20 protein-coding genes are annotated in these 23,107 nt (G+C 56.3%); 15 read left to right on the forward strand and 5 right to left on the reverse strand.

Annotated features, from left to right (window positions below):
• Positions 1 to 153 precede the first annotated feature (153 nt).
• The 5 genes from leuD to leuL all read right to left on the reverse strand — a co-directional run bounded on the left by leuD (position 154) and on the right by leuL (position 5,003).
• Positions 154 to 759 carry a 3-isopropylmalate dehydratase small subunit gene (gene leuD, locus NR201_RS17480; protein WP_256850033.1) on the reverse strand — a complete coding sequence of 202 codons (606 nt, stop codon included), beginning with the start codon at positions 757 to 759 and terminating at the stop codon, positions 154 to 156.
• A gap of 3 nt (positions 760 to 762) precedes the next feature.
• Positions 763 to 2,169 carry a 3-isopropylmalate dehydratase large subunit gene (leuC, locus tag NR201_RS17485; RefSeq protein WP_010671818.1) on the reverse strand — a complete coding sequence of 469 codons (1,407 nt, stop codon included), beginning with the start codon at positions 2,167 to 2,169 and terminating at the stop codon, positions 763 to 765.
• Between the two features lie 4 nt (positions 2,170 to 2,173).
• Positions 2,174 to 3,265 carry a 3-isopropylmalate dehydrogenase gene (leuB, locus tag NR201_RS17490; protein ID WP_022625403.1) on the reverse strand — a complete coding sequence of 364 codons (1,092 nt, stop codon included), beginning with the start codon at positions 3,263 to 3,265 and terminating at the stop codon, positions 2,174 to 2,176.
• Positions 3,266 to 3,267: 2 nt separating this feature from the next.
• The gene (gene leuA / locus NR201_RS17495) at positions 3,268 to 4,830 is read right to left on the reverse strand and encodes a 2-isopropylmalate synthase (protein ID WP_256850034.1); all 1,563 of its coding nucleotides are present in this window, start codon (positions 4,828 to 4,830) and stop codon (positions 3,268 to 3,270) included.
• 89 nt (positions 4,831 to 4,919) lie between these two features.
• Positions 4,920 to 5,003 (reverse strand): leu operon leader peptide, encoded by an 84-nt coding sequence (gene leuL / locus NR201_RS22765; protein WP_099257765.1) that lies wholly within the window; start codon positions 5,001 to 5,003, stop codon positions 4,920 to 4,922.
• A 731-nt stretch (positions 5,004 to 5,734) separates the two neighbouring features.
• On the opposite strand from leuL, the gene ilvI reads away from it, so the two are divergent.
• From ilvI to NR201_RS17570, 15 genes are all read left to right on the forward strand, one after another.
• On the forward strand, positions 5,735 to 7,456 hold the full coding sequence (gene ilvI, locus NR201_RS17500; protein WP_031594410.1) for an acetolactate synthase 3 large subunit: 1,722 nt from the start codon (positions 5,735 to 5,737) through the stop codon (positions 7,454 to 7,456).
• A 2-nt stretch (positions 7,457 to 7,458) separates the two neighbouring features.
• On the forward strand, positions 7,459 to 7,950 hold the full coding sequence (gene ilvN, locus NR201_RS17505; RefSeq protein ID WP_003854770.1) for an acetolactate synthase small subunit: 492 nt from the start codon (positions 7,459 to 7,461) through the stop codon (positions 7,948 to 7,950).
• 196 nt (positions 7,951 to 8,146) lie between these two features.
• Positions 8,147 to 9,157, forward strand: a complete 1,011-nt coding sequence (cra, locus tag NR201_RS17510) for a catabolite repressor/activator (protein WP_010253851.1) — start codon at positions 8,147 to 8,149, stop codon at positions 9,155 to 9,157.
• 494 nt (positions 9,158 to 9,651) lie between these two features.
• Positions 9,652 to 10,110 carry a division/cell wall cluster transcriptional repressor MraZ gene (mraZ, locus tag NR201_RS17515; RefSeq protein WP_009092149.1) on the forward strand — a complete coding sequence of 153 codons (459 nt, stop codon included), beginning with the start codon at positions 9,652 to 9,654 and terminating at the stop codon, positions 10,108 to 10,110.
• A gap of 2 nt (positions 10,111 to 10,112) precedes the next feature.
• On the forward strand, positions 10,113 to 11,054 hold the full coding sequence (gene rsmH, locus NR201_RS17520; RefSeq protein WP_010253859.1) for a 16S rRNA (cytosine(1402)-N(4))-methyltransferase RsmH: 942 nt from the start codon (positions 10,113 to 10,115) through the stop codon (positions 11,052 to 11,054).
• The gene (gene ftsL, locus NR201_RS17525) at positions 11,051 to 11,371 is read left to right on the forward strand and encodes a cell division protein FtsL (protein WP_003854764.1); all 321 of its coding nucleotides are present in this window, start codon (positions 11,051 to 11,053) and stop codon (positions 11,369 to 11,371) included. The genes rsmH and ftsL overlap by 4 nt, the downstream gene beginning before the upstream one ends.
• Before the next feature lie 16 nt (positions 11,372 to 11,387).
• Positions 11,388 to 13,154: a peptidoglycan glycosyltransferase FtsI gene (locus NR201_RS17530; protein ID WP_010671821.1), complete on the forward strand. Its 1,767-nt coding sequence runs from the start codon at positions 11,388 to 11,390 to the stop codon at positions 13,152 to 13,154.
• Positions 13,141 to 14,628: a UDP-N-acetylmuramoyl-L-alanyl-D-glutamate--2,6-diaminopimelate ligase gene (murE, locus tag NR201_RS17535; protein WP_010253868.1), complete on the forward strand. Its 1,488-nt coding sequence runs from the start codon at positions 13,141 to 13,143 to the stop codon at positions 14,626 to 14,628. Before NR201_RS17530 ends, murE begins: the two co-directional genes overlap by 14 nt.
• Complete coding sequence (gene murF / locus NR201_RS17540) at positions 14,625 to 15,983, forward strand: UDP-N-acetylmuramoyl-tripeptide--D-alanyl-D-alanine ligase (RefSeq protein WP_010671823.1); 1,359 nt, start codon at positions 14,625 to 14,627, stop codon at positions 15,981 to 15,983. The genes murE and murF overlap by 4 nt, the downstream gene beginning before the upstream one ends.
• Positions 15,977 to 17,059 carry a phospho-N-acetylmuramoyl-pentapeptide-transferase gene (gene mraY, locus NR201_RS17545; RefSeq protein ID WP_003854755.1) on the forward strand — a complete coding sequence of 361 codons (1,083 nt, stop codon included), beginning with the start codon at positions 15,977 to 15,979 and terminating at the stop codon, positions 17,057 to 17,059. Before murF ends, mraY begins: the two co-directional genes overlap by 7 nt.
• A gap of 2 nt (positions 17,060 to 17,061) precedes the next feature.
• Positions 17,062 to 18,378, forward strand: coding sequence for a UDP-N-acetylmuramoyl-L-alanine--D-glutamate ligase (murD, locus tag NR201_RS17550; protein WP_010253876.1), 1,317 nt, complete (start codon positions 17,062 to 17,064; stop codon positions 18,376 to 18,378).
• Positions 18,378 to 19,592, forward strand: coding sequence for a cell division protein FtsW (ftsW, locus tag NR201_RS17555; protein ID WP_010253879.1), 1,215 nt, complete (start codon positions 18,378 to 18,380; stop codon positions 19,590 to 19,592). The genes murD and ftsW overlap by 1 nt, the downstream gene beginning before the upstream one ends.
• On the forward strand, positions 19,589 to 20,647 hold the full coding sequence (gene murG / locus NR201_RS17560) for an undecaprenyldiphospho-muramoylpentapeptide beta-N-acetylglucosaminyltransferase (protein ID WP_256850035.1): 1,059 nt from the start codon (positions 19,589 to 19,591) through the stop codon (positions 20,645 to 20,647). Before ftsW ends, murG begins: the two co-directional genes overlap by 4 nt.
• A 70-nt stretch (positions 20,648 to 20,717) precedes the next feature.
• The gene (murC, locus tag NR201_RS17565) at positions 20,718 to 22,196 is read left to right on the forward strand and encodes a UDP-N-acetylmuramate--L-alanine ligase (RefSeq protein ID WP_010253883.1); all 1,479 of its coding nucleotides are present in this window, start codon (positions 20,718 to 20,720) and stop codon (positions 22,194 to 22,196) included.
• Entirely contained in the window at positions 22,186 to 23,106 is a 921-nt protein-coding gene (locus NR201_RS17570) for a D-alanine--D-alanine ligase (protein ID WP_010671826.1), read from the forward strand. The genes murC and NR201_RS17570 overlap by 11 nt, the downstream gene beginning before the upstream one ends.
• Position 23,107: the final 1 nt, after the last annotated feature.

Genomic DNA, 23,107 nt, shown 5'->3' on the forward strand with positions numbered 1-23,107 from the left:
GCGAGGACGGCCCGGCAGCAGCAGAGGTGCGCTGGCCCGCACTGCGGCTCGCTCGCCCGGAAAAAAAGCTGCCACGTTTGACCGTGACAGCCTTTACAAATCTAATCTTAACTGATCAGCATTACGACCCGATGTCGCCCTGCTTTAACTCAATCAGCGCAGGAAGGCGGGCTGATTCTGCTCAAACTGCGAAATGGAGGCTTCGTGCTGCAGCGTCAGACCGATGCTGTCCAGGCCGTTAATCATGCAGTGGCGGCGGAAGCTGTCGAGCTCGAACGAATAGACTTTATCGCCAGCGGTGACCGTCTGCGCTTCCAGGTCTACCGTAAAGCTGATGCCGGGCTGGTCCGCAACCAGTCTGAACAGCTCATCCACTTCCTCTTCGCTTAACTTCACCGGCAGCAGCTGGTTGTTGAAGCTGTTGCCATAAAAGATATCCGCGAAGCTCGGCGCAATCACCACGTGAAAACCAAAATCGGTCAGTGCCCAGGGCGCATGCTCACGTGAAGAGCCGCAGCCAAAGTTTTCACGCGCCAGCAGGATACTGGTGCCTTTGAACTCAGGCTTGTTCAGCACAAAGCCGGGCGTTGGCACGGTGCCCGCGTCATCTTCAAAACGCCAGTCGTGGAACAGATGCTGTCCAAAACCGGTGCGCGTAACCTTCTGCAAAAACTGCTTGGGAATGATCGCGTCGGTATCGACGTTCGCGGCATCCAGCGGCGCAACAATGCCGGTGTGCTGAGTAAATTTATTCGCCATGACTTAAGCTCCTGTCGTCAGTTCACGGATGTCGGCAAAGTGGCCGGTTACGGCAGCCGCCGCGGCCATTGCCGGGCTGACCAGATGAGTACGTCCACCACGGCCCTGACGGCCTTCAAAGTTACGGTTGCTGGTTGACGCGCAACGCTCGCCCGGATTCAGGCGGTCATTGTTCATCGCCAGACACATTGAGCAGCCTGGCAGACGCCATTCAAAGCCCGCTTCAAGGAAGATTTTGTCCAGACCTTCCGCTTCGGCCTGCGCTTTCACCGGGCCGGAACCCGGCACCACCATGGCGACCACGCCAGGCGCGACTTTGCGGCCTTTGGCGATGGCGGCGGCGGCACGCAGATCTTCAATACGTGAGTTGGTGCAGGAGCCGATAAACACTTTATCAATCGCCACATCGGTCAGTTTGATGCCTGGCTGCAGGTTCATGTAGGCCAGGGCTTTTTCGGCTGAGGCGCGCTCAACCGGATCGGCGAACGAGGCCGGATTTGGGATCACCTGATCAACGGCAATAACCTGACCCGGATTGGTGCCCCAGGTGACCTGCGGTGCAATCTCTTCAGCATGCAGCGTTACTACCGCATCATATTTCGCGCCTTCGTCAGACTTCAGGGTGCGCCAGTAATCAACGGCCTGCTCCCATTTCTCACCCTGCGGCGAGAACTGACGACCTTTCAGATAGTTGAAGGTGGTCTCATCCGGTGCCACCAGGCCCGCTTTCGCACCCATCTCAATCGCCATGTTGCACAGGGTCATACGACCTTCCATGCTCAGCGCCTGAATCGCCGGACCGCAGAATTCGACCACATAGCCGGTTCCGCCTGCGCTGCCGGTTTTGCCAATGATCGCCAGCACGATATCTTTAGCCGTAATGCCGGTTGACGCCTGGCCCAGCACTTCAATCTTCATGGTTTTTGCCCGACCCTGCTTCAGGGTCTGGGTAGCAAACACATGTTCAACTTCAGAGGTGCCGATACCAAAGGCCAGCGAGCCAAACGCACCGTGCGTGGCGGTGTGCGAGTCGCCGCACACAATCGTCATACCCGGCAGCGTCATGCCCTGCTCAGGACCGATAACGTGGACGATGCCCTGGAACGGATGATTCAGGTCATACAGCTGTACGCCAAACTCAGCGCAGTTTTTCATCAGCTCCTGCATCTGAATACGCGCCATCTCGCCCGATGCATTGATATCTTTGGTCTGCGTAGAAACGTTGTGATCCATAGTGGCAAAGGTTTTGCCCGGCTGACGGACTTTACGTCCGTGGGCGCGCAGACCATCAAAGGCCTGGGGCGAGGTCACCTCATGGATCAGATGGCGATCAATGTAGAGTAACGGCGTTTCTTCTGGCGTTTCGTGGACGACATGTGCATCAAATAACTTCTGGTATAAGGTTTTCATTTTTTTATTTTTCCTCGGCGATAAAGCGGGCAATGATGCTGCCCATCTCATCTGTGCTGACCGCTGGACCATCACCGGCTAAATCTTTGGTGCGGTAGCCCTGTTCCAGCGCACGGCTGATGGCACGTTCGATACTGTCGGCAGCCTCATCGGCATTCAGGCTGTAACGCAGCAGCAGCGACAGTGACAGGATCTGGGCGACCGGGTTGGCAATATTCTGACCGGCGATATCCGGCGCCGAGCCACCCGCGGGTTCGAACAGGCCAAAGCCCGCTTCATTCAGGCTGGCGGAAGGCAGCATCCCCATCGAGCCGGTAATCATGGCGCACTCATCAGAGAGAATATCGCCGAACAGGTTGGAGCAGAGCAGCACGTCAAACTGCGACGGGTCTTTGATCAACTGCATGGTGGCGTTGTCGATATAGATGTGGCTCAGCTGCACGTCCGGATACTCTTTGGCCACTTCGTTGACGATTTCACGCCACATCACGGAGGTCTGCAGCACGTTGGCTTTATCAACCGAGGTGACTTTGTTACGGCGTTTGCGCGCCGATTCAAACGCGATGCGGGCAATACGCTCAATTTCGAAACGGTGATAAACCTCGGTATCAAATGCACGCTCTTCCGGGCCGCTGCCTTCACGTCCTTTCGGCTGACCAAAGTAGATGCCGCCGGTCAGTTCACGCACGCACAGAATGTCGAAGCCTTTGGCAGCAATGTCGGCGCGCAGTGGGCAAAATGCCTCCAGTCCGCTGTAGAGCGCAGCCGGACGCAGGTTACTGAACAGCTTAAAATGTTTGCGCAGCGGCAGCAGCGCACCGCGCTCCGGTTGCGATGCCGGCGGTAAGTGCTCCCACTTCGGGCCGCCAACGGAACCAAACAGGATCGCGTCGGCCTGCTCGCAGCCTGCAACCGTTGCGGGTGGCAGGGGTTCGCCATGCTGATCGATAGCAATGCCGCCGACCGCATACTCCTGGGTGGTGATCTGCATATCAAAGCGCTGACGAATGGCATCCAGCACTTTCATAGCCTGCGCCATCACTTCCGGGCCGATACCATCACCGGGTAAAACTGCGATATGAGATGAGCTGGACATGGTTATACGGTTTCCTTCTGATCTTTAAATTTGCGCTGCAATTCTTGTTCAACCTGACGGGCACGCCAGATATTGTTCAGAGCGTTGACCATCGCTTTGGCGGAGGACTCCACAATATCGGTCGCCAGACCAATGCCGTGGAACTTGCGGCCGTTGTAGCTCACGACGATATCGACCTGACCCAGCGCATTCTCGCCGTGGCCTTTCGCGGTCAGCTTGTAGTTAACCAGCTCAGCGTCGAACTGGGTGATACGGTTAATCGCCTGGTAGACCGCGTCAACCGGGCCGTTACCGGTGGCTGCATCCGATTTAGCGACATCGCCGCAGCCCAGATTGACAGAGGCGGTGGCGGTGATGCTGGAACCGGTCTGGACGTTAAATTCGTGCAGCTGGAAATGTTCCGGCTCTTCATTCTGCTTGTTGATAAAGGCCAGCGCTTCCAGGTCGTAATCGAAAACCTGACCTTTTTTATCGGCCAGTTTCAGGAAGGCGTCATACAGCGTATCCAGATTGTAATCCTGCTCGGCATAGCCCATCTCTTCCATACGATGTTTTACCGCCGCGCGGCCAGAACGTGAGGTCAGGTTCAGCTGGATTTTGTGTAAGCCGATCGATTCCGGCGTCAGGATTTCATAGTTCTCGCGGTTCTTCAGCACGCCATCCTGATGGATACCCGAGGAGTGAGCGAAGGCGTTAGAGCCGACCACTGCCTTGTTCGCCGGGATCGGCATGTTGCAGATCTGGCTGACCATCTGGCTGGTACGGTAGATTTCCAGATGATTGATATTGGTATGCACGTTCATGATCTGCTGGCGGGTTTTAATCGCCATGATCACCTCTTCCAGCGCACAGTTACCGGCACGTTCACCCAGGCCATTCATCGTTCCTTCCACCTGACGCGCGCCCGCCTGTACGGCAGCCAGGGCGTTGCCCGTTGCCATACCCAGGTCATCGTGGGTGTGAACAGAGATAATTGCTTTGTCGATGTTAGGAACGCGATTCATCAGCTCGCCGATGATGTGGGCATACTCGCCTGGCAGGGTGTAGCCAACGGTATCCGGGATGTTGATGGTGGTGGCACCGGCGTTAATCGTGGCTTCTACCATCCGGCACAGGTCATCAATCGGGGTACGGCCGCCATCTTCGCAGGAGAACTCAACGTCGCTGGTGTAATTGCGCGCACGCTTCACCATATGCACCGCACGCTCAATCACTTCCGGCAGCGTGCTGCGCAGTTTGGTGGCGATGTGCATCGGCGAGGTGGCGATAAAGGTATGAATACGGAAGGCTTCGGCAACGCGCAGTGATTCGTACGCCGCATCAATATCTTTTTCCACACAGCGTGCCAGACCGCAGACCCGACTGTTTTTAATGGTGCGCGCAATGGTCTGCACAGACTCAAAGTCGCCCGGTGAGGAGACCGGGAAACCGACTTCCATCACATCCACGCCCATGCGCTCCAGCGCTAAAGCAATCTGCAATTTTTCTTTCACACTCAGGCTGGCCTGTAATGCCTGCTCACCGTCGCGCAGAGTGGTATCGAAAATAATGACTTGCTGGCTCATCGTAATCATCCTTATGCTTTTTCTGGCCTGGCAACGAGCATAAAAAAACCCGCGACAGGCGCGGGTTTTTAACTTTCAGCAGGTTTGAATCAGTGTTTGATTCCGCCCACAAGTCTACCGCGCAAGCTGAGTGCGTTTAGTAGTAGACCGAGAAGGCGAACAGAACGAAACATGGATTCAAACCTTATAAAATGTTGTGCTATACATATTGGTACTGGAATCACTCAGGGATGTCAACCTTCAATGCAGGGGTATTCTTAGTGGTGCCAGAGGAAGATATTCTGTTATTTAACGGTCAGGCAGCGTAATGAACAGCGCCGTAGTGGCTGCGGAGGCAATCGACCCGGGAATGAGCACTGATTCTGCGGGTCTTTGATTTTATTATGTTGAAAATTAAAGACTTTATCGGAAGGGTGCCGCACGAGGATACAGGATATATCACCTGCTCTTTAGCATAATCGAATGCGCTTCAGCGATTTACTGGTTAATTACGCCAGAAAAGAAAAGTGTCAGGCGATTGTGGGCCAGGGCAGCCGGGTAATAAGTTTTCGTTATTTCTTAGATCACGCTGAAAATAATTTCTTAATCAGCATTTTCCTCTGCGGTTCTGCCGCGTAATTAGTTTAATCCGCGCAGCCAATTCTTATCGGGCAGAGCCTTTACGCCCCTGCCTTTTAATTTACGTGGGTTTGCGGTTTGCCTGCCCGGTTAACTGCGGTTATGGTAATCGACCTACTCTCAGAAAAATAAACTCAACAGATTTCTCTGTAACCGGACAGCGGCAGTTGTTTCCGCTGTCATGCATAAACATAAGATTTTGATTGGCAAAGCAGGCACCGGGGCTTTGTGGTACGCGCTAACGAGCGTATTAACAGAGCCGGGTCCGCAAGCCTGGAGGCAGAAGATGGAGATGTTGTCAGGAGCCGAAATGGTCGTCCGTTCGTTAATCGATCAGGGCGTTAAGCAGGTATTCGGTTATCCGGGTGGCGCAGTGTTGGATATCTATGATGCGCTGCAAACCGTCGGGGGTATCGATCACATTCTGGTGCGTCATGAGCAGGGTGCGGTGCACATGGCTGACGGCCTGGCGCGCGCCACCGGTGAAGTCGGCGTGGTGCTCGTCACCTCCGGACCCGGCGCAACCAATGCGATTACCGGTATCGCCACCGCCTATATGGACTCGATTCCGCTGGTGATCCTCTCGGGTCAGGTTCCCTCGTCGCTGATTGGCTATGACGCCTTTCAGGAGTGCGACATGGTCGGCATCTCTCGTCCGGTAGTGAAGCACAGCTTCCTGGTGAAAAGTACCGAAGAGATCCCAACCGTGTTGAAAAAGGCGTTCTGGCTGGCTTCCACCGGACGTCCGGGGCCGGTGGTGATCGATCTGCCGAAAGATATTCTGAATCCGGCCAACAAGTTGCCTTATCACTGGCCGGATACGGTGAGCATGCGCTCCTACAATCCGACTATTCAGGGCCATAAAGGCCAGATTAAGCGTGCGCTGACCACATTGCTGGCCGCGAAGAAGCCGGTGATCTACGCCGGTGGTGGTGCCATTACCGCCGGCTGCGAAGCGGAACTGTTAAAGCTGGCCGAAAGCCTGAATATTCCGGTGACGACCTCGCTGATGGGCCTGGGCGCGTTCCCTGGCACTCATCGTCAGTGCGTTGGCATGCTCGGTATGCACGGCACATACGAAGCCAACATGACGATGCACAACACCGACCTGATTTTTGGTATCGGTGTGCGCTTTGATGACCGCACCACCAACAACCTGGCGAAGTATTGTCCCAACGCCACGGTGATGCATATCGATATCGACCCGACCTCTATCTCTAAGACGGTGGCGGCGGATATCCCGATTGTCGGTGATGCGAAGCAGGTGCTGCAGCAGATGCTGGAGTTACTGGCACAAAGCGAAAGCCAGCGCGCTGAGAGCCTGCACGACTGGTGGCAGGAGATTGAGGGCTGGCGCAGTCGTCACTGCCTGGAATTTGATCGCACCAGCGACAAAATCAAGCCGCAGGCGGTGATTGAAACCATCAGCCGTCTGACCAAAGGCGATGCGTATGTGACCTCGGATGTGGGCCAGCACCAGATGTTTGCTGCGCTCTATTATCCTTTCGATAAACCGCGCCGCTGGATCAATTCCGGCGGTCTGGGCACCATGGGCTTTGGCCTGCCTGCTGCGCTGGGTGTGAAGATGGCGCTGCCGGACGAAACAGTCATCTGCGTAACGGGCGATGGCAGTATCCAGATGAACATTCAGGAGCTTTCCACCGCGCTGCAGTACGATCTGCCGGTGCTGGTGCTGAACCTGAATAACCGGGTGCTGGGCATGGTGAAGCAGTGGCAGGATATGATCTACTCCGGTCGTCACTCCCAGTCTTATATGGAGTCACTGCCTGACTTCGTGCGTCTGGCGGAAGCTTACGGCCACGTCGGGATCGCGATTGAGCATCCGGCTGAGCTGGAAGAGAAGCTGACGCTGGCGCTGGAAACCCTGGCGAAGGGACGTCTGGTATTTGTGGATGTCACCGTTGACGGTAGCGAGCATGTTTACCCGATGCAGATTCGCGGTGGCAGCATGGATGAGATGTGGTTGAGCAAAACGGAGAGGACATAATTATGCGTCGTATTTTATCAGTTCTGCTGGAGAACGAATCCGGCGCATTATCCCGTGTCGTCGGCCTGTTCTCGCAGCGCGGCTATAACATTGAGAGCCTGACCGTGGCGCCAACGGATGATCCTACGCTGTCGCGGATGACCATTCAGACGGTGGGCGATCAGAAGGTGCTGGAGCAGATTGAAAAGCAGCTGCACAAGCTGGTAGATGTGCTGCGCGTTACCGAGCTGGGGCAGGGCGCCTATGTTGAGCGCGAAATCATGCTGGTGAAGATTCAGGCGAGCGGTTATGGCCGCGAAGAGGTGAAGCGTAACGCCGAGATCTTCCGTGGTCAGATCATCGACGTAACGCCGACGCTGTACACGGTTCAGCTGGCAGGCACCAGTGACAAACTGGATGCCTTCCTGAGTACCGTTCGCGATGTGGCTGAAATTGTTGAAGTGGCACGCTCCGGTATCGTCGGCGTTTCACGCGGCGATCGTATCATGCGTTAATCACGCAGCGTCATCATCAATCCTCACCTAACCCGGCGAAATGCCGGGTTTTTTTATTTTTTATGCGCCAGGCGAGTTACATTCAGAAAAGCGGTTGCTCCGCGCACTTTTCTGCTGTTAGATGATAGCCATGAGTTATCCATAGCTTAACTGCGGCTATTTCTGCCGTAAAAGCGGATTTGATGGTGGGGTTATCGTGAAACTGGATGAAATTGCGCGTTTGGCAGGCGTGTCGCGCACCACGGCCAGTTATGTGATCAATGGCAAAGCGCGGCAGTATCGTGTCAGCGACAAAACCGTTGAGAAAGTCATGGCGGTGGTACGTGAGCATAATTATCACCCCAATGCGGTGGCTGCCGGGCTGCGCGCCGGGCGTACGCGCTCAATTGGGTTAGTGATCCCCGATCTGGAAAATACCAGTTATACCCGTATTGCGAACTATCTTGAGCGGCAGGCCCGTCAGCGCGGCTATCAGCTGCTGATCGCCTGTTCTGAAGATCAGCCCGATAACGAGATGCGCTGCATTGAGCATCTGTTACAGCGCCAGGTCGATGCGATCATCGTTTCTACCTCGTTACCGCCAGAGCATCCCTTTTATCAGCGCTGGATCAACGATCCCCTGCCGATTATTGCGTTAGATCGCGCGCTGGATCGTGAACATTTCACCAGCGTAGTGGGTGCCGATCAGGACGATGCCCATATGCTGGCGGCTGAACTGCGTCAGCTTGAGGTCAAAAATGTGCTGTTCCTCGGTGCGTTACCCGAGCTGTCGGTAAGTTTCCTGCGCGAGCTGGGTTTCCGCGATGCATGGAAAGACGATCCCCGGCCGATTGACTACATCTACTGCAATAGCTTCGAACGCACAGCCGCCGCGGCACTGTTTGAACAATACCTTGAAGATCACCCGATGCCGGAGGCGCTTTTTACCACCTCATTTGGTCTGCTGCAGGGTGTGATGGATGTGACGCTGAAACGAGACGGACGGCTTCCGACCGAGCTGGCCATCGCCACCTTTGGCGACCACGAATTACTGGACTTTCTTGAGTGTCCGGTGCTGGCGGTGGGTCAGCGTCATCGCGACGTGGCAGAGCGCGTGCTGGAATTAGTTTTAGCCTCGCTGGATGAACCCAGAAAACCAAAACCCGGGTTAACCCGCATTCGCCGTAATTTATACCGTCGCGGACAATTAAGCCGAAAAGTTAAATGAGTCACGGGCAGTATTACGCTGCCCGCCCATTTTATTTAACGATTTAACTGATTAAATAAACAGGTCGACGTAAAAAAGCGTAAATTCTGCTCATCAAATCTAACAAAGCAGAAAGGGTTATTTTTATTATCTGCTTACAACTTCAACAAACTTACTTTCCCGTCTGGCCTGAAGCCGCTGGGCTTCCTTTCGGAAATCCCCTAAAATGCCGCCGCTGTCTCAGAAACCACGATTAATATTTAGCCCTTTACATTGTTTCATTTTTAGTCGTTTTTTTCCGGGCAGTTTTTTTTATTCAGGTATTCATCGGCTTAATTTTTACTTTCCCCTTTTATTCGTTTATATCGTCGCCAGAGATTAATTCTTCACTCTGTAAATAGTGATATTCACCTGCCGCTCCGGCTTGACAAGGATTTCATGGGATCCTTAAACTCGTTTCGTGGTAAAAAGTGGGATAAAGTGGCGTAAATGGGTGATGAGGAGAAGAGACTGGCATGTTCCGCGGAGCAACGTTAGTCAATCTCGACAGCAAAGGGCGGCTCGCCGTACCCACGCGATATCGCGATTTGCTGATTGGGGAGTCTCAGGGGCAGATGGTCTGTACCATCGACCTCCACCAGCCATGCCTGTTGCTTTATACCCTGCCCGAATGGGAAATCATTGAAAAAAAGCTGGCACGCCTTTCCAGTATGAATCCACTTGAGCGCCGCGTGCAGCGTTTGCTGCTGGGGCATGCCAGTGAATGTCAGATGGATAATGCAGGCCGCCTGCTGCTGGCGAATACGCTTCGGCAGCACGCAAAATTAACCAAAGAAGTGATGCTGGTTGGACAGTTCAATAAGTTTGAGCTGTGGGATGAACAGACCTGGTATCAACAAGTCAGGGACGATATTGACGCAGAACAGTCGGCTCAGGAGCCTTTATCTGAGCGGTTGCAGGACTTGTCGCTATAGCTATGCAGGAAAATTTCAAACATACCACCGTGCTGTTGGATGAGGCGGTTAACGGCCTCAATATCAGGGAAGACGGTATTTACATCGACGGCACTTTTGGTCGTGGTGGCCATTCACGCCTGATTCTTTCGCAGCTGGGAGAGAAGGGAAAGCTGATCGCCATCGATCGTGATCCGCAAGCTATCGCCGCTGCCGCAGAGATCACCGACCCGCGTTTTTCAATTATTCATGGCCCTTTTTCTGCGCTGGCAGAGTATGTCTCTGAACGGGATCTGGTCGGAAAGATTGACGGCATTTTGCTGGACCTGGGGGTTTCATCACCGCAGCTGGATGACGCCGAACGTGGCTTCTCCTTTATGCGTGACGGACCGCTGGATATGCGAATGGACCCGTCGCGCGGGCACTCCGCCGCAGAATGGTTGCTGCACGCAGAAGAGGCGGATATCGCGTTTGTCCTGAAGACATACGGTGAAGAGCGATTCGCCAAACGCATCGCCCGGGCCATTGTCGAGCGTAATCGTGAACAGCCGATGACCCGGACCCGGGAACTGGCTGAGGTGATCTCAATTGCCATGCCGGTAAAAGATAAGTTTAAGCATCCGGCCACGCGCAGCTTCCAGGCGATTCGTATCTGGATTAACAGCGAACTGGAAGAGATCGATATTGCCCTGAAAGGCGCTGTTGAAGTGCTGGCCCCGCAGGGCCGCCTCTCTGTTATCAGCTTCCATTCACTGGAAGATCGGCTGGTGAAGCGCTTTATGCGCGATCAGAGTCGCGGACCGCAGGTGCCGCCTGGGATTCCCATGACTGAACATCAGCTGCGTGCCCTGGGTGGGCGTGAACTGAAGTTGCTCGGCAAAATGTCGCCGGGTGACGCTGAAGTCTCTGAAAACCCACGTGCGCGCAGCTCGGTATTACGTATCGCGGAGAAAACCGACGCATGATCGGTAATGAGCGTCACAGTCTGCCTGCCGTTATCGGCGGGGATCTGCTGCGAAAAGGCAAGATTCCGGTGCTGTTGCTGATCGCTGTGGTGGTTTCTGCCGTGCTGGTGGTGACTACCACCCATAAAACACGACTGTTAACCGCGCAGCGCGAACAGCTGGTGCTGGAGCGTGACGCACTCGATATCGAGTGGCGCAACCTGATCCTGGAAGAGAATGCACTGGGCGATCACAGCCGTGTTGAACGCATCGCCACCGAGAAGCTGCAACTGCAGCACGTTGATCCTTCACAAGAAAATATCGTGGTGCAGAAATAAGGACCTCAGATAGCGAATGAGCGGCACAGGCAGAACGCTGAAATTGAAGAAACCGGAAGATAAAGCCAGCTTTGTAAGCTGGCGTTTTGCGTTGCTGTGCGGCTGTATTTTACTGGCGCTGGGTGGATTGCTGTCACGTGTGGCCTGGCTGCAGGTGATTAATCCTGGCAAGCTGGTAAAAGAGGGCGATCTGCGCTCGCTGCGTGTTCAGGCGGTGCCCACCTCACGCGGCATGATCAGCGATCGCGCCGGACGCCCGCTGGCAGTCAGCGTGCCGGTCAACGCTATCTGGGCCGATCCCAAAGAGCTGCACGCCGGTGGCGGCGTGACGCTGGACAGCCGCTGGAAGGCGCTTTCCGATGCGCTCTCTATTCCCCTTGATCAGCTGGCCGCCCGCGTGAATGCCAATCCCAAAGGCCGCTTTGTCTATCTGGCGCGCCAGGTCAATCCGGCTATCGGTGACTACGTTAAAAAACTCAAACTTCCCGGTATTCATCTGCGCGAAGAGTCGCGCCGTTACTATCCTGCCGGGCAGGTCACCTCCCATCTCATTGGCTTTACCAACATCGACGGGCAGGGCATTGAAGGCATCGAGAAGAGCTTTGATAAGTGGCTGACCGGTGCACCCGGCGAGCGGACGGTGCGCAAAGATCGGTACGGTCGGGTCATCGAGGATATCTCTTCGGTGGACAGCCGGGCCGCTCATAACCTGACGCTGAGCATTGATGAGCGGTTACAGGCGCTGGTTTACCGTGAACTGAATAACGCCGTTGCCTTTAACAAAGCGGAATCGGGTACGGCGGTGCTGGTGGATGTCAATACCGGTGAAGTGCTGGCGATGGCCAACAGCCCGGCTTACAACCCGAACAATCTCGGCAACACGCCAAAAGATCTGATGCGTAACCGCGCCATCACCGACATTTTCGAACCTGGCTCTACCGTGAAGCCGATGGTGGTGATGACGGCGTTGCAGCGTGGTGTGGTGAGAGAGAACAGCGTCCTGAATACCGTGCCGTACCGCGTCAATGGTCATGAGATCAAAGATGTGGCGCGCTACAACGAATTGACCCTGACAGGGGTTTTACAGAAGTCGAGTAACGTCGGTGTTTCACGTCTGGCGTTAGCGATGCCTTCCTCAGCGCTGGTAGAAACTTACGCGCGCTTTGGACTGGGCAAACCGACCAATTTGGGGCTGGTCGGGGAAAGCAGTGGCTTATACCCTAAAAAACAACGGTGGTCTGACATAGAGAGGGCCACCTTCTCTTTCGGCTACGGGCTAATGGTAACGCCGTTACAGTTAGCGCGAGTCTACGCAACGATTGGCAGCTATGGCATTAATCGCCCGCTGTCGATCACCAAAGTGGATCCGCCCGTCGCGGGACAACGCGTTTTCGATGAGTCACTGGTGAAAACCGTGATGCACATGATGGAAAGCGTGGCGCTGCCCGGTGGTGGTGGCGTCAAAGCGGCAATCAAGGGTTATCGCATTGCGATAAAAACCGGTACGGCGAAAAAGGTCGGGCCGGACGGACGCTACGTCAATAAATACATTGCCTACACCGCAGGCGTCGCGCCTGCCAGTCATCCCCGATTCGCGCTGGTGGTGGTGATCAACGATCCCCAGGCCGGCAAGTATTACGGCGGTGCGGTCTCTGCACCGGTATTTGGAGCCATCATGGGTGGCGTACTGCGTACCATGAACATCGAGCCGGACGCGTTACCGACCAATGACAAGAATGAGCTGGTGACTAACAGAAGTGAGGAATCAAGTGACAGATCGTAACCTGCGCGATTTACTCGGCCCCTGGGTGCCAGGCGCGCCGGCGCGCCCACTGCGTGACATGACCCTGGATAGCCGCATTGCGGCTTCTGGCGATCTGTTTGTCGCTGTTGCAGGCCATCAGGTTGATGGACGCCGTTTCATTCCGCAGGCAATTGCGCAGGGCGTTGCCGCTGTGGTGGCGGAAGCTGAGGGTGAAGCGGTCGACGGCGAAATCCGTGAAATGCACGGCGTACCGGTTATCTATCTGGCGCAGCTGCATCAGCGCCTTTCGGCCCTGGCAGGCCGTTTTTATCAGCAGCCGGGCGAAAAACAGAAGCTGATTGGCGTCACCGGCACCAACGGTAAAACCACCACCACCCAGCTGCTGGCGCAGTGGGCGACGCTACTGGGTGAGACCAGCGCGGTGATGGGCACCGTCGGTAATGGGCTGGTAGGTCACTTAGCGGCGGCAGAAAATACCACGGGTTCAGCGGTTGATGTTCAGCATCTGCTGCACGATCTGGCTGAAAAAGGGGCGACCCTGACCGCAATGGAAATCTCGTCACACGGATTGGTTCAGCATCGTGTCGCTGCGCTGCCGTTTGCCGCGGCGGTCTTCACCAATCTCAGTCGCGATCACCTCGATTACCACGGTGATATGCAGAGCTATGAGTCAGCTAAATGGCTGCTCTTTTCTGAGCATCAGGTTGGGCAGGCGATTCTTAACGCGGATGACGAAGTCGGTCGTCGCTGGCTGGCGCGCTTACCTGATGCCGTTGCGGTCACCATGGAGGATAACCTCCAGCCGGGCTGCCACGGGCGCTGGCTTAAAGCCGATGCGGTGGATTACCACGATAACGGCGCACATATTCGTTTCAGCTCCAGCTGGGGCAACGGCGAAATCGACAGTCCGCTGATGGGTGCCTTCAACGTCAGCAATCTGATGCTGGCGCTGGCGACGCTGCTGTCACTGGATTATCCGCTGGCGACGCTAATCAGCGTTGCACCGCAGTTGCAGCCGGTCAACGGGCGTATGGAAGTGTTCAGCGCCGCAGGAAAACCGACGGTTGTCGTGGATTATGCCCACACCCCGGATGCGCTGGAAAAAGCGCTGGAAGCGGCACGTCTGCACTGCAAAGGAAAACTCTGGTGCCTGTTTGGCTGCGGCGGTGACCGTGACAAAGGCAAACGCCCGTTAATGGGCGCGATTGCTGAGCAATATGCGGATGTGGTGGTGATTACGGATGACAATCCGCGCAGCGAAGATCCGCAGGCGATTGTAAAAGATATTCTGACCGGTTTGCTGGACCCAGGCCGCGCCCGCGTGGTCTCTGGTCGTGCGCAGGCGGTCACTAACACCATTATGCAGGCGCAGCCCGACGATATCGTACTGGTGGCTGGCAAAGGCCATGAAGATTATCAGATCATTGGCAACCGCCGTCTCGACTACTCCGATCGTGCCACCGTTGCGGCACTGCTGGGAGGCGTTGCATGATTCCGGTTTCATTAAAAACCCTGGCAGAGATCACCGGCGGCACGCTGCACGGCAGCGATTTAACGCTGAGTGACGTGACCACCGATACCCGCAAAGTGACGGCGGGCAGCCTGTTTGTTGCGCTGGTGGGCGAACGCTTTGATGCGCACGACTTCGCCGGCGATGCCATTGCGAATGGCGCACAGGCGCTGCTGGTAAGTAAGCATTTACCTGTCGCTGTGCCACAGGTGGTGGTTGAAGATACCCGTCTCGCCTTTGGCAGGCTGGGCGCATGGGTTCGTCAGCAGTCGAACGCCCGTGTAGTGGCGCTGACCGGCTCCTCCGGCAAAACCTCGGTTAAAGAGATGACGGCGGCGATTCTGCGTGAGTGTGGCGAAACGCTCTACACCGCAGGCAATCTCAACAACGATTATGGCGTACCGATGACGCTGCTGCGGCTGACCGCAGAACATCAGTATGCGGTCATCGAACTCGGTGCGAATCATCAGGGCGAAATCGCCTACACCACCGGACTGGTTCAACCGGAAAGCGCGCTGGTGAATAACCTGGCCGCGGCGCATCTGGAAGGCTTTGGTTCGCTGGCCGGTGTTGCTAAAGCCAAGGGCGAGATTTTCCAGGGCTTACCGGCTCACGGCATTGCGATTCTGAACGCAGAGAGCAATGACTGGCCCAACTGGCAGCGCACGCTGCAGGATAAAACCGTGTGGCGTTTCTCACCGCAGGCGGCAGAGTGTGAATTCTCCGCCCGTGATATCCGCATTGCTCAGGATGGTACTCATTTTGTGATGATAACGCCGCATGGCGAAGCTGAGATCGTGCTGCCATTGCCGGGTCGGCATAACATCGCCAACGCCCTGGCGGCGGCGGCACTGGCTCTGTCAGTGGATGCACCGCTTAGCGCCGTTCAGCAGGGGCTGAAAAACCTGCAGTCGGTGCCAGGTCGTTTGTTCCCGGTTCGCCTCTCTGCGCATCAGCTGCTGCTGGATGACAGCTACAACGCTAACGTCGGTTCGATGACAGCAGCTGTTCAGGTCCTGTCAGAGATGCCGGGTTACCGGGTGCTGGTCACGGGTGATATGGCGGAACTGGGTGAAGAGACCGAAAGTTGTCACCGCGAAGTGGGGCAAGCGGCACGTGACGCAGGCATTGATCGCGTGCTGAGCACCGGAAAATTCAGCCATTTCATCAGTGAAAGCAGTGAAGTTGGCGAACATTTCAGCGATAAGACTGCGCTGACTGAACGTTTGCGTCAATTGTTGTCCGAACACTCAGAAATTACCGTCCTGATAAAAGGTTCACGTAGTGCCGCCATGGAGCAGGTAGTACAGAGCTTAAAGGAGAAAGGAACATGTTAGTTTGGCTGGCCGAGCATCTGGTCGCTTTTTATTCGGGATTTAACGTCTTTTCCTATCTGACGTTTCGCGCCATTGTCAGCCTGCTGACCGCGTTATTCATCTCTCTCTGGATGGGGCCGCGCCTGATCGCCTGGCTGCAGAAATTACAGATTGGCCAGGTCGTCCGTAACGATGGCCCGGAATCGCATTTCAGTAAGCGCGGCACGCCGACCATGGGCGGCATCATGATTCTGACCTCCATCACCATTTCGGTGCTGATGTGGGCCTATCCGTCGAATCCTTATGTCTGGTGCGTGCTGTTCGTGTTAATCGGCTTTGGCATCATCGGCTTTGTCGATGACTACCGCAAAGTGGTACGCAAAGACACCAAAGGCCTGATCGCCCGCTGGAAATATTTCTGGATGTCGGTGATTTCGCTGGGCGTCGCGTTCGGGCTCTATGCGGCGGGTAAAGATACCCCCGCGACCCAACTGGTCGTGCCCTTTTTCAAAGACATCATGCCGCAGCTAGGTCTGTTTTATGTGCTGCTGGCTTACTTTGTGATTGTCGGAACGGGTAATGCGGTCAATCTGACCGATGGCCTGGATGGGCTGGCGATTATGCCAACCGTCTTTGTCGCCGCGGGCTTTGCGCTGGTTGCCTGGGCCACCGGTAACGTGAAGTTTGCTGAATATCTGCACATTCCCTATCTGCGTCACGCCGGTGAGCTGGTGATTGTCTGTACCGCCATTGTCGGGGCAGGGCTGGGCTTCCTGTGGTTCAACACCTATCCGGCTCAGGTCTTTATGGGCGACGTGGGTTCGCTGGCGCTGGGCGGCGCGCTGGGCACCATTGCGGTGTTGCTGCGTCAGGAATTTTTACTGGTGATCATGGGCGGCGTGTTTGTGGTTGAAACGCTGTCGGTGATCCTGCAGGTGGGATCGTTTAAGTTGCGCGGCCAGCGTATTTTCCGCATGGCGCCGATCCATCACCACTATGAACTTAAGGGCTGGCCGGAACCGCGCGTCATTGTGCGCTTCTGGATTATTTCGCTAATGCTGGTGCTGATTGGCCTGGCCACGCTGAAGGTGCGTTAATCATGGCTGACTATCGGGGTAGAAAAGTCGTCATCATCGGGCTGGGCCTCACCGGGCTCTCCTGTGTTGATTTCTTTTTAGCGCAGGGCGTAACGCCTCGCGTGATGGACACCCGTGTCTCGCCGCCGGGGCTGGATAAATTGCCCGGGCAGGTTGAACGCCATCTGGGCGGCATCAACGGCGACTGGCTGCTGGCGGCCGATCTGATTGTTGCCAGCCCTGGCGTCGCGCTGGCGCATCCGATTCTCAGCGAAGCCGTCGAAGCCGGCATCGAAATTGTCGGTGACATTGAGCTCTTTTGCCGCGAGGCGCAGGCGCCGATCGTGGCGATCACCGGCTCCAACGGTAAAAGCACGGTCACGACGCTGGTGGGTGAAATGGCGAAAGCTGCGGGCTGGCAGGTGGGCGTCGGTGGCAATATTGGTCTGCCCGCGCTGAGTCTGCTGCAGTCACCGGCGCAACTCTATGTACTGGAACTCTCGAGTTTTCAGCTGGAGACCACGCACAGTCTGAAAGCTGCGGCGGCAACCATACTTAACGTCAGCGAAGATCATATGGATCGCTATCCGCTGGGTATGCAGCAGTATCGCGCCGCTAAGCTGCGGGTCTATGAGAATGCACAGGTCTGCATCGTTAACGCCGATGATGCCCTGACGATGCCGGTACGCGGCGCGGACACCCGCTGCGTCAGCTTTGGTGTCGATTTCGGGGACTACCACCTTAACAAGCAGCAGGGCAGTATCTGGCTGCGGGTGAAAGGCGAGAAGGTCCTGAACACGGCTGAAATGAAGATGGTGGGACAGCACAACTACACCAATGCGCTGGCTGCGCTGGCGCTGGCCGATGCGGTGGGTCTGCCACGCGCCTCCAGTCTGGCCGCCTTAACGCACTTTAACGGTCTGGCGCATCGCTTCCAGCTGGTTCATGAGCATCAGGGCGTGCGCTGGATCAATGACTCCAAAGCCACCAACGTCGGCAGCACCGAAGCAGCGCTGAATGGCCTGCAGGTGAAGGGAACGCTGTGGCTGCTGATGGGCGGTGATGGCAAGTCGGCCGACTTTACGCCGCTGATCCCCTGGCTGCAGGGCGACAATGTGCGCCTTTACTGCTTTGGTCGCGATGGCGATGCGCTGGCAGCGCTGCGTCCGGAGATCGCCGTGCGCACTGAGACCATGCGCCAGGCGATGGAGCAGATTGCGCCGCAGGTTAAAGCAGGCGATATGGTTCTGCTGTCGCCAGCCTGCGCCAGCCTTGACCAGTTCCGTAACTTTGAGCAGCGCGGTGAGCAGTTCGCGCAACTGGCGAAGGAGCTGAGCTGATGCGTATTCCTGGCGCCGGACTGGCGGGATATTTCTCAGGACGCCTGAAAGACTGGGTCATGGGCGCACGCGAAAGTGATGACTCTTCGCTGGTGCTCTATGACCGCACACTGCTATGGCTGACGCTGGGCCTGGCGGTGATTGGTTTCGTGATGGTGACGTCGGCTTCAATGCCGGTGGGTCAGCGTCTGAATGACGATCTCTTTTATTTTGCCAAGCGCGATGCCTTCTACATCGTGCTGGCTGTATGTATGGCGCTGGTCACGCTGCGGGTGCCGATGGATTTCTGGCAGCGCTACAGCAACGTGATGCTGATGGTCACGGTCGCGATGCTGCTGATTGTTCTGGTAGTCGGTAGCTCGGTTAACGGTGCATCGCGCTGGATCGCGCTGGGTCCGCTGCGTATTCAGCCTGCAGAGCTGTCGAAGCTCTCTCTGTTCTGCTATCTCGCCAGTTATCTGGTGCGCAAAGTGGAAGAGGTGCGTAACAACTTCTGGGGCTTCTGTAAGCCGATGGGCGTGATGGTGGTGCTGGCCGTGTTACTGCTGGCGCAGCCGGATCTCGGTACGGTGGTTGTGCTGTTTGTGACGACCCTGGCGATGCTGTTCCTGGCGGGCGCCAAACTGTGGCAGTTCCTGGCAATCATCGGTTCCGGCATCTTTGCGGTGATCCTGCTGATCATTGCAGAACCCTACCGTATGCGCCGTGTGACCTCGTTCTGGAACCCGTGGGAAGATCCCTTTGGCAGCGGCTACCAGCTGACCCAGTCACTGATGGCATTTGGTCGCGGGGAATTCTGGGGCCAGGGGCTCGGTAACTCCGTGCAAAAGCTGGAATATCTGCCCGAAGCGCATACCGACTTTATTTTCGCCATCATCGGGGAAGAACTCGGCTACGTCGGTGTGGTAATGGCACTTTTAATGGTATTCTTCGTCGCTTTTCGTGCGATGTCGATTGGCCGTCGTGCTCTGGAACTGGATCAGCGTTTTTCCGGCTTTTTAGCCTGTTCAATCGGAGTCTGGTTCAGCTTCCAGGCGCTGGTTAACGTCGGTGCGGCAGCCGGTATGTTACCGACCAAAGGTCTGACCTTACCGCTGATCAGTTACGGTGGGTCAAGTCTGATCATTATGTCGACTGCCATCGTCTTTTTATTACGCATAGATTATGAAACGCGCCTGGCGAAAGCGCAGGCGTTTACCCGAGGTGGTCGATGAGCGGTAAGCGATTGATGGTGATGGCAGGCGGAACCGGCGGACATGTTTTTCCCGGTCTGGCTGTCGCCCATCATCTGATGGAACAGGGCTGGCAGGTCCGCTGGTTAGGCACTGCCGACCGTATGGAAGCCGATCTGGTGCCAAAGCACGGCATCGACATCGACTTCATCCGCATCAGCGGATTACGTGGTAAAGGCATGAAGGCGTTGCTGCTGGCACCGCTGCGCATCTTTAATGCATGGCGTCAGGCCCGTCGCATCATGAAGGCCTGGCAGCCGGATGTCGTGCTGGGCATGGGTGGCTACGTTTCCGGTCCTGGCGGCTTAGCGGCCTGGAGTTGCGGTATTCCGGTGGTGCTGCATGAGCAGAACGGTATTGCCGGGCTGACCAACAAATGGCTGGCGAAAATCGCCACGAAAGTATTGCAGGCGTTCCCGGGCGCGTTTCCCGCCGCCGATGTGGTGGGAAATCCGGTTCGCACTGATGTACTGGCACTGCCTTTACCCATGCAACGTCTCGCGAATCGTCATGGCCCGATACGGGTGCTGGTGATCGGTGGCAGTCAGGGTGCGCGGATACTGAACCAGACGCTGCCGCAGGTTGCCGCGCTGGTGGGTGATGAGATCACCCTGTGGCATCAGACCGGTAAAGGGTCGTTGCCCGAAACAGAGAAAGCTTATCAGCAGGTCGGGCAGACGCAGCACAAGGTGACCGAGTTTATTGATGACATGGCTGCCGCCTACGCCTGGGCTGATGTGGTGGTGTGCCGCTCCGGCGCGTTAACCGTGAGCGAAGTCGCTGCCGCTGGGTTACCGGCGATTTTCGTGCCATTTCAGCATAAAGATCGCCAGCAATACTGGAACGCGCTGCCGCTGGAGAAAGCGGGCGCCGCCAGAATTTTTGAGCAGCCGCAATTTACTGCGGAGGCTGTAGCGGATCAGCTACGCCACTGGGATCGCGCAACACTGCTGACGATGGCTGAGCAGGCCCGTCAGGTGGCGATCCCTGATGCGACTGAACGGGTCGCTCAGGAAGTGGCTCGCGCCGCAAAGTAATCATTCCGGTCAGCGTGTCTGGCCTGTACCCGGACTGGGTACAAACTGAAATAGCAGGTAACTGAGAGCGATGAATACACAACAATTGGCAAAACTGCGTTCTATCGTGCCCGAGATGCGTCGCGTCCGGCACATCCACTTTGTCGGCATCGGCGGTGCTGGCATGGGCGGTATTGCCGAAGTGTTAGCAAATGAAGGCTACCATATCAGCGGTTCAGATCTGGCCCCTAACCCGGTGACGCAGAACCTGATTGCGCTGGGTGCCACCATTTATTTTAACCATCGCCCCGAAAACGTGACCGATGCCAGCGTCGTGGTGGTTTCCAGCGCCGTTTCGCAGGATAACCCAGAACTGGTGGCGGCACGTGAACAGCGTATCCCGGTGATCCGTCGTGCGGAGATGCTGGCTGAGCTGATGCGTTTTCGTCACGGCATCGCCGTTGCGGGTACCCATGGCAAAACGACCACCACGGCGATGGTGTCGAGTATTTATGCGGAAGCGGGTCTCGATCCGACTTTTGTTAACGGCGGACTGGTCAAAGCAGCAGGCACCCATGCCCGTCTGGGTCACAGCCGGTATCTGATTGCTGAAGCGGATGAGAGTGATGCGTCGTTCCTGCATCTGCAGCCGATGGTGGCGATTGTGACTAACATCGAAGCTGATCATATGGACACTTATCAGGGCGATTTTGAGAACCTGAAGCAGACGTTTATTAACTTCCTGCACAACCTGCCGTTTTACGGTCGTGCGGTGATGTGTGTGGATGATGCGGTTATTCGTGACCTGATCCCACGCGTGGGACGCCATATCACCACGTACGGTTTCAGTGATGATGCTGACCTGCGCATTGAAAATTATGAACAGAGTGGCGCGCAGGGGCATTTCACCTTGATCCGTCAGGATAAAGCACCGCTGCAGATTACGCTGAACGCGCCGGGTCGCCACAACGCCCTGAATGCGGCAGCCGCCGTCGCCGTCGCCAGTGAAGAGGGCATTGAAGACAATGCTATCCTGGCTGCGCTGGAGAGTTTCCAGGGCACGGGCCGTCGCTTTGATCTGCTGGGTGAATTCCCGACAGAGCCGGTCAACGGACAGCCGGGCACCGCGATGCTGGTTGATGATTACGGTCATCATCCCACCGAAGTGGACGCGACAATTAAAGCCGCGCGTGCAGGCTGGCCGGATAAAAAACTGGTGATGGTGTTTCAGCCGCACCGTTACAGCCGTACCCGCGATCTGTTTGATGATTTCGCCAACGTACTGTCGCATGTGGATGTGTTGCTGATGCTGGATGTTTACTCTGCCGGTGAAACCGCTATTCCGGGTGCTGACAGCCGTTCGCTGTGCCGTGCGATTCGTAATCGCGGCAAGGTGGATCCGATTCTGGTGCCGGAACATGACGCGCTGCCAGAGATGCTGGCACCGCTACTGTCAGGCAATGACCTGATTCTGGTGCAGGGAGCCGGTAACGTCGGCAAGGTTGCCCGCAAGCTGGCTGACACTAAGCTCCAGCCGGAACGCAAAGCGGAGGATCGTCATGGCGGATAAAGTTGCAGTATTAATGGGTGGCACCTCGGCAGAGCGCGAGGTTTCGCTGAACTCAGGTCAGGCCGTCCTCGCCGGATTACGGGAAATGGGCATTGATGCGCATGGCATCGATACCCGTGATGTCTCTGTGCTGACGCTGAAAGAGCAGGGCTTTACCAAAGCCTTTATCGCACTGCATGGCCGGGGCGGAGAAGATGGCACGCTGCAGGCGGTGCTGGAGTTCCTGCAACTGCCGTACACCGGCAGCGGCGTGATGGCATCGGCCGTGACTATGGATAAGCTGCGCACCAAGCTGCTGTGGCAGGGACGCGGTTTACCGTCAGGAAAGTTTGTCTGGCTGACGCGTCAGCAGTTTGATGCCGGTCTGGACGCAGAAAACAACGCGGCAATTGCGGCGCTTGGCCTGCCACTATTTGTGAAGCCAGCCTGTGAAGGCTCCAGCGTAGGCATCAGTCGGGTTAACGATCTGAGCGCGCTGCCGGCGGCACTGGACATGGCGTTTAAGCACGACAATGACGTGCTGGTCGAAGCGTTTCTCAGCGGCGCGGAGTACACCGTCGCGATTGTGGGCGATCGTATTCTGCCCTCGATTGAAATAAAGAGCGCCAGCGAGTTCTATGACTATGAAGCTAAATACATTTCTGACGATACTCAGTACGTCTGTCCGGCCGATATAAGCGCTGAACGTGAAGCGGAATTACAGCAGTTGGTACTGGCGGCCTGGCGTGCGCTGGGATGTCGCGGCTGGGGACGGGTTGATGTGATGACCGACGGGGAAGGGCGCTTTCAGTTACTGGAAGCCAATACCTCACCGGGCATGACCAGCCACAGTCTGGTGCCAATGGCAGCGAAACAGGCGGGCATGAGCTTCCCGCAGCTGGTTGCCCATATTCTGGAGCTGGCCGACTGAT

The sequence above is a fragment of the Pantoea sp. Fr-CA_6 genome (genome assembly GCF_024520895.1).
GTDB classification, from domain to species: Bacteria; Pseudomonadota; Gammaproteobacteria; order Enterobacterales; family Enterobacteriaceae; genus Pantoea; species Pantoea agglomerans.